Raw genomic sequence first — 13,346 nt, 5'->3', positions numbered from 1 at the left:
AAAAGCAATGGCTTACACGAAAGCGAAGATCAAAGACCTGGTCGATGGCAAGATCGACCGCGACACCCTGCAGACGATGCTCTCCACGCCCAAGGATGCGGATCGCTTCGTCAAATATCTCGAGATCCTGCAAGAGCAGGTCCCGTGGGATGACAGGATCATTCTGCCGCTCGGGCCCAAGCTCTATATCGTGCAGCGGGCCTCGGACAAGAAATGGGTGGTCAAATCGCAGGCCGGTCACGAATTCTGCGACTGGCGCGAGAACTGGAAGCTGCACGCGGTGATGCGCGTCCGAGAAACCCCCGAGGAAATGGAAGAGCTCTATCCCAAGCTGATGGCGCCTTCTTCGGACTGGCAGGTGATCCGGGAATATTACTGTCCGAAATCGGGCGATCTGCTCGATGTCGAGGCGCCGACGCCCTGGTATCCGGTGATCCATGATTTCGAGCCCGATATCGACGCCTTCTACACCGACTGGCTGGGCCTCAAGATCCCCGAGCGGGCCGCCTGATCGGGCGCCCCGAGACTGGCGCCGCGCATCTTCAGGATGCGCGGCGCTTTTTGGTGTCCGACGGCTCTCGCACGGGCTGTCCGAAAACCGGACAGGCGCGCTGCCGCTGGTGCCGCTAGGGTCGCATCCGGGGCCGGTGAACCGGCCCGCGAACACAGGCTGGGAGGCGTGTCATGAAGGCGCTTGTTTACAACGGACCGGGGCAGAAAAGCTGGGTCGAAAAGGAAAAACCCGAAATCGAGAAACCGACCGACGTGATCGTGCGGATCACCAAGACGACGATCTGCGGCACGGATCTTCACATTCTCAAGGGCGATGTGCCCGCGGTCACGCCCGGGCGCACCCTGGGCCACGAAGGCGTCGGTATCGTCGAGGCGGTCGGCGATGCCGTGGCGAATTTCAAGCCCGGCGATCCGGTGCTGATCTCCTGCGTGACCTCTTGCGGGAAATGCGCGAATTGCAAGCGTCAGCTCTATGCCCATTGCTCCGATGGCGGCTGGATCCTCGGGCACCTGATCGATGGCACGCAGGCGGAATATGTCCGCATCCCGCATGGCGACAACTCGCTTTATCCGATCCCGGAAGGTGCCGATGAAGAGGCGCTGGTGATGCTTTCCGACATCATGCCGACCGGGCTTGAGATCGGTGTGCAATACGGCCGCGTCAAACCGGGTGATACGATTGCCATCATCGGCGCGGGGCCGGTGGGGATGTCGGTTCTCCTGACCGCGCAGTTCTATTCCCCGGGCCGGATCGTGATGATCGACATGGACCCGGCGCGTCTTGAACTCGCGAAGCAATTCGGCGCGACCGACACGCTTCAGGTGGGGGCGGATGATGTCGTCGCACGGATCATGGAGATGACCGGAGGGCTTGGCGTGGATGTCGCCATCGAGGCGGTGGGCGTGCCCGCGACCTTCGATACCTGTCAGAAGATCGTCTCCGCCGGTGGCTCGATCGCCAATGTCGGCGTGCATGGCAAGCCGGTCGAGCTGCATATCGAAGAGCTCTGGATCAAGAACATCAACATCTCGATGGGGCTGGTCAGCACCAACACGACGCCCATGCTTCTCAAGACGCTGGGTTCGGGCAAGGTCGACCCGGCCAAGCTCGTGACGCACCGCTTCAAGCTCGATGAGATCCTCGACGCCTATGAGGTGTTCTCGAATGCCGCGCGCGAGAAGGCGATGAAAGTCATTCTCAACGCCTGAGGGCGCAAGCAGGTCCGGCAAAGCGAAAGGGCCTTGGCCTGCCCGAAATCAGACCAGCCTCCCGCTTTTCGCGGGGGGCTGGAACGCTGTCGGCGCACGTAGCTACCTTGCCCCGTTCGATCGAGGGCAGTGGGCGCGTCCGCCGTCTCTCGGGGGCGCAAATCCGTGACGCCTCTTCGCCCGCCCCGGTCCCTGTCGCGATCCTCAGGGCGGACAGAAAGGCCCGTCCCCTTCGCCCTCCTTCAGCACGCCCCCGCGATAGAGGCGACGCAGCGCCGCAACCATGGCCTCGAAGGATTCATCGAGCGCCCCGCAGGTTTCGTCGGTCGGCACGAGGTAAACGGATTTTCCCCGCCGCTCCCGGCGCAGATGCCCGCCTTCGACAAGATCCGCGACCTTGCGATGCAGCGTGGCGATCGGAAGCCCGAGCGCGGCCGAGAGCGCGCTGAGATCATAAAGCCGCCCCTGAAGCCGACCCTGCACCACCATCCGCACGATCAACGCATCGACCGGTTTGCCCCACATCTCGGTCTCGAGCATGTAGAACCGGTTGAGGCATTCGATGATCTGCGCCTGCGTCTGCACGCGCACCGCAAGGCGCAACTCCTCGGGGAGAGGGGTGTCGTAGATCGTCTCGGCTCGGTTCCGGGTCATCTGTCACTTCCTGACGTTTCCGCTCTGGAAAGGTTGTCGCTTGGCCTCCGGGGGAGGGGCGGTCCAATAGTGACGCGACCCGCGCCCGAGGCCAAGTCGCGGACGACACTGGCTCGGGTTTTCGCGCACAGGAAAGGACGAAGATGACAATCCCCCTTCTGGCACTCCTTGGCTTCGCGCTCTGGACTCTTCTCATTCTCTTTGCCTTCGTCGGCCCCTATCGCTGGGTGCGCATTCTCAGCGGTCGCACGCGCGCGAGCCACTGGACGGCCGATCCGAACGCTGGCGCCGGTCTCTACCCGAGGGCGATGCGCGCGCATATGAACTGTATCGAGAACCTTCCCGTCTTCGGCACGATCGTCTACGTGATCGACCGGGTTGGCCTGGAGAGCCTCGCCCTCGATGCGCTGGCGCTGATCGTTCTGGGTGCGCGTATCCGGCGCTGTTGCGCAAATCAGCTGATGATCGCACTTGCCCTTTCCCCGGACACTCTTATCCCGCGGCCACGGTCATCGGGATACCGAGTGCCGTGAAGCGGTTGAGGACCGCCGCGCGGATCTGGACCTCTGCCACTTGGCGGTCAAAGTCCCGCGACATCAACCGCTGGCCGAGCAGCTTCACGCAGTTCATTTTTGTTTCGACCCTGCTGCGGCGGTGATACCCGCTCCAGTTCCGCCAGAGCGCCCGGCCCAAGTGCTTCGATGCTCGCAGGATCTCGTTGCGCGCGCGGGCTCCGGCTGTGTCCGGCTTCCATGGCCTGGCATTCCGTCTCGGCGGGATGATAGCTGCAGCATCGCGCGCGGCGATGGCGTCGTGGCAGGCGCGGGTGTCATAGGCACCGTCGGCGGTGACGGTGGCGATCTCCTCCTCCGCCGGGATCTGGGCAAGCAGGTCCGGCAGCATCGGCGCATCGCCGACATTGCTGGACGTGACCTCGACGGCCCGGATTTCCAATGTTTCCTCGTCGACTCCGAGGTGGATCTTGCGCCACACGCGCCGTTTCGAGCCGCCATGCTTGCGCGTATGCCACTCACCTTCACCTTCCACCTTGATGCCGGTGCTGTCCACGAGCAGGTGCAGCTGCCCCTTCGAGCCGCGATACGGAATGATCACGTTCAAGGTTTTCTGGCGGCGTGACAGAGTGCTAAAGTCCGGCACGGACCAGTCGAGCCCAGACAGTTCGAGCAGGCTCGCCACGAAACCGGTCGCTTGGCGGAGCGGCAGCCCGAGGAGGATCTTGAGGGTGAGGCAGGCCTGGATCGCCGCGTCGCTATAGGCCTGCTGACGGCCGCGACGCCCCGACGGAATGGCTTCCCACTGCATCGAGGGATCGAACCAAACGGTCAGTGATCCCCGCTGCCTCAGCGCCTGATTGTAGCTTTGCCAGTTGGTGGTCTTGTAGGTCGTCTTCGGAGGTCTGCTCATGCTGCCCAGCTAGCATGCCGGATTCACAACATGAATCCTCCCGGATTTGCGCAACAACGCCCCGTCGATAGCGAAAACATCAAGCTCGATGATGCGAAGAAGGTGCTGGAAGAAGCAAGGGTGAAGGTTTCCGAGGCATACAATGCGCTTGACGGCAAATTTACCGCCGCGAAAGAATCCGAGCTGCACGAGAAGGCAGGCATCAACAAACAACTGAAAGAGTACAAGGCTCTTTCTCTGGAAAAGCTTCTGGAGACCTTTCAAGAGAAGCCAGAAGCGCCGAAGCAATCTCTCACCGACATCATCAGGGACCTCGATAGCCTCAAGGCAATACCTGCAGAACCTGCCTATCCTGGGCAAATTGAACCCATTGCAACCAATGATGTCGATCTCGACGCCCTTGCTGTTTCGCTTGAGCGCCCGACCTCCCCATCAAGTGTCTCCGACGCAATCAAGAAGAAGATCGATGCGCATCACGGCTTTTACGAGGAAGGCGCAAAGATCATTCGAGATGAGCACCGGACCGTATGCCCCTTCTGCGAACAGGGTATCACGGACCCTGATCCTAAGGCGGTGATTGATGCCTACATTGAATATTTTGAAGACGAAGAAGAGAAACACAAAGCGGAATTGAGGGACTTCTTTCGAAAGCTCAGACAAAAGGAAGCGCAGCTGGATCCGACGGCAACCCAGCTTGCAAGGCAGAAGTCCCGCTATGACGCACTTAAGCGTCATGTGCCATCGAAAAAGGATACAGAAGTCAGCGACGGCGCGGATGCGCTGAAGAGCGTGCAGGAAGCGATCGCGGCTATAAAGTCGGTGATCGAACAGAAGGCCTCAGCACTTGGAACCGCGGCTGCGCTTCCTGCCGAGAACCTGTCCGCTTGTATCGCGGCGATCAACAAGGTCATCGGCGAAAACAATGAGAAAGCGGAAGCGCTGAATTCAGCTGTCGAGAAAGCTGATGAAGAGCGCAAGACTCTACAGCGCAAAGCCTGCGCGGTGTTTGAGCGCGAATTCGCTATCGGCAATTGGCCCGACATCGAAAACCTGCGGGGACTTCATGCCGATGTTGTCTTGAAGCAGAACGCTTTGGGTGAGCTGGAAAAGGCAAGTCCGTCGGCACAAGCACGGGATCGTGTTGCCGAGACCTTTGAATTGCTCCTGAAAGAGTTCTTCGCCGACAAATACGTTTTCGACAAGACCAGGTTTGTGCTGAAGCGCGGCCAACAGGAAATGGCTCGTGGGACGCATCGGACGTTGAGTGACGGCGAGAAGACAGCAATTTCTTTCTGTTATTTCATTGCATGCACGCACAAGAAGGTAGCAACAGGTAGTGATTATAAGAAGCTGTTTCTCGTCTTTGACGATCCGATTACGTCAATGTCTTATGATTTTGTTTTCGCAATTGCGCAAACTCTCAAGAACCTGAACATTTCGGATCAGGGTGAGATTTCGATAAATCCAGGAAAGATTGATGGCAAAAAGTGCTGGAGGCCGGAATTACTCTTGCTCACCCACAGCAGCTATTTCTTCAATATTTCGCTTACGAACCGTGTGGTCGATGATAATGCAGCGTTTGTACTTCACACCGACGGCAAGAGCCACAGTCTTGCACGCCTGAACAAGTACATCGCCCCCTTCCAGGAGCAATTGGTGGACATCCACGAGGTGGCGAACGGCAAAGACCCTGATCATAGGACCGCAAATTCAGTCCGCTCGGTGCTGGAGGCAATTGGCCGCTTCTGCAGGCCGGACAAGTCCGACAGCCTGACAGATTTCGTCAAGCATCTTGCGGGCGAGGAGGGCATGACTCTCAAGAGTGTCCTGATCAACTCCCTATGCCACGGTACCTACTATGACGAGGCGCCGCCGCCTGATGATCTGGTTCTCGCCTGCAGGGAAACATTGGTTGTTGTGGAGCGCTATGCGGTCGGCCAACTGGAGCTTATCAAGAAAGCTGCACGCGCATAAAGTTGCGAAAGCAATCAGTCAGCCGGCGATTGTTGTCGTCCTGTTTATCGCGCACTCAGGTCGGGACGAGCGCCTGTAATCATGCCGCCTAAATGTATGGCACGAAACAGTTGTGAAGATGCACGATTTAGAACGGAGCGCGAATGGCAGCAAAGGGCCGGAAACGACTTGGTCGTGGTCGGGACGGGAAGCAGCCATTCGCTGCACTCCGAATGAATGACTGCAATGGAAGCAACCGACACTCTGCCACCGTTGCCTCCACTCAAAGATCAAGATACACGTGACCGAGCATCAGCGGCCTGCAATCAACCAAGTGTTGTGTTACCTGCGACACCTGCGAGAAGGTTACTTTCAACTCGCCCCGCTACATGCTGTTACGGAATTGCGAAATTCCCGCGATGTTGGGAATGCGAGATTGTAGGTCGTTGATGCACCCATGTCGTTAAAGCCCTTTGCCAACCTTAGACAAATCGCCTTTGCGCTTCGCCGGAATTATCGGAAGAGATTTGTCTACATCGCTTACGGACTTGCTCCAGGTGCGCGATACAAAGAATTCACCATACCGAAGAAAAGTGGTGGGACACGGCGTATTTGCGCACCGCGTATTGCGCTTCTCGGGTTGCAGCGTGACATCCTGCGCCTTCTGGAAAGCGACTATCGTCCTCGCGCCCACGTCCACGGTTTTGTCGGCGGGCATCAACGCAGCATAGTGAGCAATGCTCGACAACACGTCGGTAAGCGCTGGGTGCTCAACATTGACCTTGAAGACTACTTCGAGACCATTCACTTCGGTCGCATTCGCGGGCGTTTGATGGCCCCGCCTTATGACTATCCAGAAGAGATTGCCCAGTTCATCGCGCACATCGCTTGCTTTCAAACAGAAAAGGAGGTCGAAGGCAGTCTTCGAACAACCCATGTCCTGATGCCTGGCGCCGCACTGTCGCCAATACTTGCAAACATCGTTTCAGACAAACTCGATGCTGAGTTGGCTCGATTTTGCAGGCAACTTGGATGCACCTACACGCGATATGCCGATGACATCACAATCTCCTCCAATCGCAGGACCTTTCCGGCGCCAATCGGACGTTTTGCAAACCCCGACAGCCACGATGACTTCATTCTATCCGACACCTTTCAGCAGATGATTGAGGACAACGGATTTAGAATTAACCACGCAAAGACACGACTGCTGGGCGCCGCCTTTCAACAGGAAGTCACCGGTCTGGTTGTGAATGAGAAAGTTAACGTTAAGCGCAAATTTGTTCGCGATGTCAGGGCGATGCTTCATGACTGGGAGTTTAATGGCTATGCTGCGGCATCGGCACGCCACTTCAACGATAAGCGCCCAGATAGAGGCCGGTTGCCGGAGCAGGAAGCTACGAACTTCGAATGGGTGCTCCGAGGGAAAATAGAGTTTATTCGGCAGGTGAAGGGATCCACTGACCAGGTCTTCCGCGGCCTTGCCGCGAGGTTCAACGCATTGTCCTCGGGCGGACAATTTTCGATTCCATTGGTCGAGGATAGCGAGGTTCTAAACGCAGCCGTTTGGTATCTCGAAAATGACACAGATGGTGGATCAGTGGGCACTTGTTTCGCCGTAGCCGAGAACCTGTTTGCGACCTGCGCGCATTGCCTTGGACCAAATCTGCGCATCTTTCCGCGACAAAGCCCGGCATTCGCAATGGAAGCGGACGAAGTAGCCCGCGACGAACACAACGACCTTGCGCTCATTCGGTTAAGAACTCCAATGCCCGCATTCAATCCAGCAGCCACGCTGCAAATGGCCTCGACAGCCGAAGCTGGAGCGCTCGGCATCCGCTCTGCGGTGCAGGCTGCGGGCTATCCTTCCAATCTGGACAGCACGTCTCTGACGATCCGCGACACCGAGGTGACAGGTTTCTCGCGGCAGACCTTTGACGGCACGCCCGCCACATCCGATAACGTGATCGCCTTGTTGTCGGGAACTTACGAGGGAATGAGTGGTGGTCCCGTGCTATTCTCTGGAAAAGTTGTCGGCGTAATCGTTAGGGGGCCAAACGACGACGACCGGACAATCCCCTTCCTCGCGGTCAGGTCAGAGTTTGTTGATGCTTTGCTTGCAACCCTTTAGCGGACATTGACGACCAAGGTGAGCGACCGTCGGCGAAGGGCCGTCACCGTCGTCCAAGTCGACCCAGTCTCGCCAGCTGCGCCAGCATTTTTGACCCCGAGTCAGCGGATCCTGTGCCTACTGCGGAACCCGTCTGCCCCATGCCTTGTCTCACGGGCATCTGCTGCACGCCGAAGAACTGCCGCGCCCTGAGGGCGGCGTATTCTGCGCCACTTGCCCCGCCGATCAGATAGCGATTGTAGACCTGCTGGCTGCCCATTGCGGCGCGGGCAAAGCTGTAGCCACCGCCGAGACCACCGGAGAGGGCGGGCATCATGATGTTTCCGGAGATCGCGCGGACGATGAAGGGCGTGGCAATGATGAAGCCCTTGGCCATGAGGACCATCATGAAGAAGGGGATGAGCGCGCCTATGTTTGAAGCCCCTTCCGGGTCGCCAAGCTCACCGATCAGAGCGGAAGAGACGCCAGTGATAGTTGCGAACACCCCTGCGACGACGATTGGGTAGAGTGCGAAGGAAACCAGTGCCGACAGCCAGCGTGCGAAGTAATCTTTAGTCACCTCGAAGAGGGTGAGGAAGATCATCACCGGCGCGATCCCGATTAGAAGTGCGATCATCAGGCGGGATGCCACAAGGATGAAGGCGGCCAGCCCGCCGAGTATCGAGAGCAAGAGGACCCCGACAATGTCGAGCATGGCGCCGGCCATCCAGTTCAACTCTGAACCTGCGGCATTCAAGTAGTCCCCCAACTCGGCGATCAAACGGTCGAATTCTTCGGCGAAAGTTCCAGAAGGGCCAGGAGTTCCACCGCCGACCGAAGCCACGAGCGCCCCCGCAATGCTGTCGATCCCGGCCAAGATGGCGGAGGAGAGGGCGTTGAACTGCACCCAGTTGGTTGCAAATATCCCGATGAGCCCGATCTTGACCGCGAGCCAAAAGGCCGTGCGCCCGTCCATCGCCTTATACTGGTAGATCATGTTCAGGAAGACGAGGATCACCACGAGTGTTGTTCCCAGCACCAGAAGTGTGCCCACCGTTGCCGCAACCGATCCGAACTGGGTTTCGGCGGCGGTGTCGAGATAGCCCTGGGAGGTTTCAACGAAATAGGTGACGACGCTCATAACGGGGCTGCCTTACCAATTGCCTGCGGTTTCGCAGATGGCTTTAGCCTCAAGGCGAACGTCGTTGGCGCGCTGATTGTAGGCGTCGGATGCTTCCAGCGTTTTCCAGCGTTCGTCACTCGCGTGCTGCTCATGAAACTCCGCCTCGGCAGCGTCCCAAGACGGGAACCGGATTTCACAGTCGCAGCTTTCGGTCTCGATGATGCGCTCGAGATTCTGGGCGCGGTAGATATCCTGGACCAACACGCGTTGATAGGCTTGGCGCAGGGGTATTTCTTGCATCCAGTTGGGCTCAGCGGGCCGGTCCGGACAGACGTCAAAGCTGCGATCGAGGGTCGGCACCATATTGCGCTCGGCGAAGGCAGGGACAGCCAGTAGGCTCACGGCCAGCGCGATTAGCGCAAGGGTTAGCCGCGCCGGCTTCATTCCGTGGCTCCGATGGTAGTGGTTTCGCGCTTTAGGAAAACGGTGTGCCCGATATTGGCGAATTCCGAAGTGCTGATCGACACCACCTCCCACCCGTCTGCGCCCTTCTCGTTCAGGCTGGCCTGCATGTCGGAGAGGATGGTCTTACGGGTCATGGGAAAGGACAGGATATTGTATTCAAACGTCTTCATGGGAAATTCCAATCTCAGTTGCGCCGGGGAGGTAAAATTCGGTGATGCCGCGGCGGCCGTCATGGCGACCGGCCTGGATGATCACGTCGATGGAATTCTCGATGTATTGGATCATGTCGGCATAGGTCATGGGGATCTCGGTCTTGAGCGCTGCGATCGCAAGCCGCTGCACGGCGAGTTGCGGGGTTTCTGCGTGCAGCGTGGTCATGGAGCCGCCATGGCCGGTGTTGATGGCCTCGAGGAAGGTCATGGCCTCCTTGCCGCGCACCTCGCCCAGGATGATCCGGTCGGGGCGCATGCGCAGCGTGGCGGTGAGAAGCACATCGGCGGTCTGGAATTCCGCGTCACGATTGGCGATGAGGGTCACGGCATTTGGCTGGGTCGGTAAAAGCTCGGCCGCTTCTTCGATGGTCACGATGCGTTCCTCGGCCGGTACGTGAGAGAGGATCTTGCGCGCGGCGACGGTCTTGCCGGTGGAGGTGCCACCCGAGACGATCATGTTGAGTTTGTTCTCGACGCAGAAGGCCAGCGCATCATCGATCAAACCAGCGGCCACCACTGCGCGCAAGGCGCGCTTCTTTTCCACGCGCAGGTCTTCGAGCTTGCGCTCTTTTCCGAAGAGGAAATCGAGCGCAATGCCCTCGAGTGGCAGGCTTGAGAAGAACCGCAGGCTGATCGACATGGCCGAGAGCACGGCGGGCGGGGTGATGACCTGTGCGCGGATCGGGCGCCCCTTGTAGGTGATCGAAACCGAGACGATGGGGCGGTCCTTGCTCATCGTGGTATTGGCCGATGAGGCGATCTGGTTGCCGAGGTCCCTGACCTGAACGCCGGTCAGCCTCTGGTCCAGCGCGCGCATGAAGTGATCGCCCTGGAATTCGCCCCAGCAGGTCCCGTCGGGGTTGATGCAGATCTCGATGACATCGTCGCGGGCGGCGGCGTCGATCCGGTCGAGTGAGGTTTCCAGATAGCTCAGCGACATGGGCTCAGAATATCTCCAGATCGCGGTCGACCATGACCGTGACGCGGGCGCCCTGGTTGACATAGATGACGGGGCCGATGGAGAGGTAATCGCCGATGACGCTGTCCGTGGCATCTGCCAGATCATCGCCAACGTCTTCGAGAACGTCGGCGGTAGTCTCATCCTGGACCTCGGAGGCGGCGGCACCAGGTGCTGCCGAAATCAGCGAGATCAGGGCGGCCGACCCGAAACGCTCGGCAAAGCGCGTGTCCACGAAACCTGTGACACCGGAACGGCCCAGTTCATCGCCCCCGAAGGAGCTGATCTGGACGGTTTGGCCCGCGGGCAGGATAATCCGATCCCAGGCGATCGTGACGCGGCGCTGCGCGATATCGACGCCGGCGCGGTAGCGCCCGATAAGACGGGATCCGCGCGGGATCAGGAGGCGCGCGCCATCGACGCTGTAAACATCCTCGGACACCACGGCACGGGTCTGGCCGGGCAGGGAGCTGTCGAGGGCGGTTTCCATGACGGCCTGGATCATGGTGCCCTGGATGATGGTGTTGGAGGGATTGGCGATTACCTCGGCCTGCGTCACCGTCGAGGGCAGCGCCCCGTTCAGCACGAAATCCGTCACCTCGCCAAAAGTGCGTTCAGTCAGAGCCGTTTCATTCGCTCCTGACGTGCCGCCAAACGCGATGGTGGGCGAGGCGATGCGCCGCTCCTGGAAGGCGCGTTCCTCCGCGGCGCGGCGCTCCAGATCGGCCATGCGCCGGGCTTCTTCCTCCCGGCGCAGTCGCTCTTGCTCGCGTGCGCGCAGCTCATCTTCCGTGGGGCCCGCTGGGGCGGGTTGGGGTCGGCTGGCCTCGAGTTGGGCCAGTTCCAGATCCATGCGGAGTTGTTCAAGACTTCGATCCCGCGCCGTCAGTTCGTCCTGGAATCGTTGCTGTGCGGCTTCCGAGGCGGCTTGTAGCGCAGCGATCTGAGCGGTCAGCGCGTCAATTGCCTCTGCGGCGGCGGTGTCTTCCTCGACAACTGGTTCAGGGGCGTTGCGCAACTCCTCGATCTGGGCCTGCAGGGCGGTGATCTGCGCCAGAAGCTCCGCGTTGGGCTCGACGGGGTCTGGTCCGACGAACACAACCTCGGGCTCGGGCGGGGGCAAGGTCTCGATAGCGCCAAAGCCATCCCCTTCGTTTTGGAAGACGTCCGGAGTGGCCGTCGGCAAGGCTTCCTCTTCGTCGGGCTGTGAGAGGAGATAAAGCAGGGCACCACCCGCGCCGATGACGAGGACCACGACCAGCGCGAGAAGGGGCGACCGGCGCTGCGCCGCTATGGGCGCGCGGGCACTGCCTTTCTCAAGGGCGGCGAGGCGCCTTTCCAGCTCGGTGTTCCCGGTATCGCTCATGAGGTGGCCTCCGCGGGCGGGATCGCCTCGATGCAGACCACCTCTTCGCCAAGTCGCAGGACCCATTGGCGGTTCACGCCGCTGACGCGGATCACGCCGTCCTCAGGGGCTTGCGTGTTGACCGTGCGCTCACGGCCGCCCGCGTAGCGAAAGATCGCGGGCACAGGCGCGTTTCTTGGAAAAGCGAAATACGTGAACGTCCCGTCATCCCAGATGCGGGTTGGCGTGAACTCGGTCCGCGCGCTGGCACCGTAATTGTAGTTTGGTGCTTGGGCGGCGATGGCCCGGGTCGGGCGCGCATCGTCCTCCGGATAGCGGAACTGCACCACGTAGAAGGTCGGGCTGCGGACCTCCTCGACGTTGAAATAGTAGCTTCGCCTGTTCGTGTAGACCGTCACATTGGTATGGACACCGCGCGCGACGGGCTTGATCGCGAAGGCCTGCCCGCCCGGCACGCCATCGATCTCGAAGCCCTCGGTATCGCCCGCGATGATCGAGCGGATGCTTTCGCCCTCACCGAATTCGACCGTGGTGACATGGGTAAGCGAGACGCTGAGACGGTAGACCTGACCCTCCTGGTAGGTGGCCAAGCGCACGCGGCTGTCGTTGGGACCGCCACGCGGGATGGCTTCGGCAGAGGCGAGGCCGGGCAACAGGGCAATGACAAAAATAAGCGATCTTATAAACAACAACGTCAGTTCTCCAATCTGTCGGAGCGGATGGAATATTCGAGAACGGTGAAGCCGAATGGATTGGTCCAGACCTCATCGATGGAGCGGCGGGTCTCCGGGCGGAACTCGAAGAGAAGCGTCGTAGTGAAGAGGCCGGTCTGGGTGCCGTTAATGGACGTCAGGCGCTTGCGCAGGCGGACCGTCGCGCGGTTGGTTCCGATCCGGTTGATGCTGAGGATTTCCACGTCGAGCCTGGCGTTGGGGCCATAGACGGTTGGCGGGTAATTCTCGTTGGCGCTGTTCCAGATCTGCCGCAACCCGCTCTCGGCGGCCCCGTCCGAGCGGCGCAGAACGCTGCGGATGCGTAGATCGTTGTCGAGCTGGTTATAGACTTCCCGGTCGGTCACATAGCGGAAGACCTCCGCCTCGATGATCGCCTGGTTGGCGGTGACGGATGTGGCCCCAACGGACGCCTCGGGCAGGGCAAAACCAGTGGCGGGATCATAGGGGACAACAACCGGGGGCGGGTCGACATCGAGGATCGAGACAGCCGCGGCACTCAGACAGCCGATGATGCCGAAGACAAGACCTGTCAGACCAAGGCGTTGCCAGAGCCGTTCGCGGCGTAAGGCACCATAGACCAGTTCTTCCTCGATGATTTCTTGTTCAGTCGCCACCCGTCAGGCC

General features: G+C 59.9%; 14 protein-coding genes. 5 read left to right on the top strand and 9 right to left on the bottom strand.

Going from position 1 to position 13,346, the window contains the following annotated elements:
- Positions 1-7 precede the first annotated feature (7 nt).
- Together I9P22_RS04520 and I9P22_RS04515 are read left to right on the top strand one after the other, a co-directional pair.
- The gene (locus I9P22_RS04520) at positions 8-511 is read left to right on the top strand and encodes an acetone carboxylase subunit gamma (RefSeq protein ID WP_078528923.1); all 504 of its coding nucleotides are present in this window, start codon (positions 8-10) and stop codon (positions 509-511) included.
- A 173-nt stretch (positions 512-684) separates the two neighbouring features.
- Positions 685-1,722 (top strand): zinc-dependent alcohol dehydrogenase family protein, encoded by a 1,038-nt coding sequence (locus tag I9P22_RS04515; protein ID WP_078573432.1) that lies wholly within the window; start codon positions 685-687, stop codon positions 1,720-1,722.
- Positions 1,723-1,926: 204 nt separating this feature from the next.
- Here the strand turns inward: I9P22_RS04515 and I9P22_RS04510 are convergent, their stop codons facing one another.
- A complete protein-coding gene (locus I9P22_RS04510; RefSeq protein ID WP_199258187.1) occupies positions 1,927-2,376 on the bottom strand; it encodes an ArsR family transcriptional regulator in 450 nt (149 codons plus the stop codon).
- A gap of 143 nt (positions 2,377-2,519) precedes the next feature.
- On the opposite strand from I9P22_RS04510, the gene I9P22_RS04505 reads away from it, so the two are divergent.
- Positions 2,520-2,909 carry an MAPEG family protein gene (locus tag I9P22_RS04505; RefSeq protein WP_199258186.1) on the top strand — a complete coding sequence of 130 codons (390 nt, stop codon included), beginning with the start codon at positions 2,520-2,522 and terminating at the stop codon, positions 2,907-2,909.
- Here the strand turns inward: I9P22_RS04505 and I9P22_RS04500 are convergent.
- Positions 2,869-3,801 (bottom strand): IS5 family transposase, encoded by a 933-nt coding sequence (locus I9P22_RS04500; protein ID WP_038149006.1) that lies wholly within the window; start codon positions 3,799-3,801, stop codon positions 2,869-2,871. The two genes, I9P22_RS04505 and I9P22_RS04500, sit on opposite strands and share 41 nt — an antisense overlap.
- Positions 3,802-3,831: 30 nt before the next feature.
- On the opposite strand from I9P22_RS04500, the gene I9P22_RS04495 reads away from it, so the two are divergent.
- Positions 3,832-5,775, top strand: a complete 1,944-nt coding sequence (locus I9P22_RS04495; protein WP_199258185.1) for an AAA family ATPase — start codon at positions 3,832-3,834, stop codon at positions 5,773-5,775.
- Between the two features lie 436 nt (positions 5,776-6,211).
- Positions 6,212-7,885, top strand: a complete 1,674-nt coding sequence (locus tag I9P22_RS04490) for a reverse transcriptase domain-containing protein (protein ID WP_199258184.1) — start codon at positions 6,212-6,214, stop codon at positions 7,883-7,885.
- A gap of 43 nt (positions 7,886-7,928) precedes the next feature.
- Here I9P22_RS04490 and I9P22_RS04485 read toward each other — a convergent pair whose 3' ends face one another.
- From I9P22_RS04485 to I9P22_RS04455, 7 genes are read right to left on the bottom strand one after another with little or no spacing between them, the layout of a single operon-like run.
- Positions 7,929-9,005, bottom strand: a complete 1,077-nt coding sequence (locus tag I9P22_RS04485) for a type IV secretion system protein (protein ID WP_199258183.1) — start codon at positions 9,003-9,005, stop codon at positions 7,929-7,931.
- A gap of 12 nt (positions 9,006-9,017) precedes the next feature.
- Positions 9,018-9,431, bottom strand: a complete 414-nt coding sequence (locus tag I9P22_RS04480) for a hypothetical protein (RefSeq protein WP_199258182.1) — start codon at positions 9,429-9,431, stop codon at positions 9,018-9,020.
- On the bottom strand, positions 9,428-9,622 hold the full coding sequence (locus tag I9P22_RS04475) for a DUF4177 domain-containing protein (RefSeq protein ID WP_199258181.1): 195 nt from the start codon (positions 9,620-9,622) through the stop codon (positions 9,428-9,430). Before I9P22_RS04475 ends, I9P22_RS04480 begins: the two co-directional genes overlap by 4 nt.
- Positions 9,609-10,604, bottom strand: a complete 996-nt coding sequence (locus I9P22_RS04470) for an ATPase, T2SS/T4P/T4SS family (protein WP_199258180.1) — start codon at positions 10,602-10,604, stop codon at positions 9,609-9,611. The genes I9P22_RS04475 and I9P22_RS04470 overlap by 14 nt, the downstream gene beginning before the upstream one ends.
- Positions 10,605-10,608: 4 nt before the next feature.
- Positions 10,609-11,988, bottom strand: coding sequence for a TrbI/VirB10 family protein (locus tag I9P22_RS04465; protein WP_199258179.1), 1,380 nt, complete (start codon positions 11,986-11,988; stop codon positions 10,609-10,611).
- Positions 11,985-12,680, bottom strand: a complete 696-nt coding sequence (locus tag I9P22_RS04460) for a TrbG/VirB9 family P-type conjugative transfer protein (RefSeq protein WP_199258178.1) — start codon at positions 12,678-12,680, stop codon at positions 11,985-11,987. Before I9P22_RS04460 ends, I9P22_RS04465 begins: the two co-directional genes overlap by 4 nt.
- A gap of 2 nt (positions 12,681-12,682) precedes the next feature.
- On the bottom strand, positions 12,683-13,336 hold the full coding sequence (locus tag I9P22_RS04455; RefSeq protein ID WP_199258177.1) for a virB8 family protein: 654 nt from the start codon (positions 13,334-13,336) through the stop codon (positions 12,683-12,685).
- Positions 13,337-13,346: the final 10 nt, after the last annotated feature.

It is taken from the genome of Paracoccus binzhouensis, from assembly GCF_016446475.1.
Taxonomy (GTDB): Bacteria; Pseudomonadota; Alphaproteobacteria; order Rhodobacterales; family Rhodobacteraceae; genus Paracoccus; species Paracoccus binzhouensis.
This window is presented reverse-complemented; position numbering and strand designations above follow the sequence as displayed.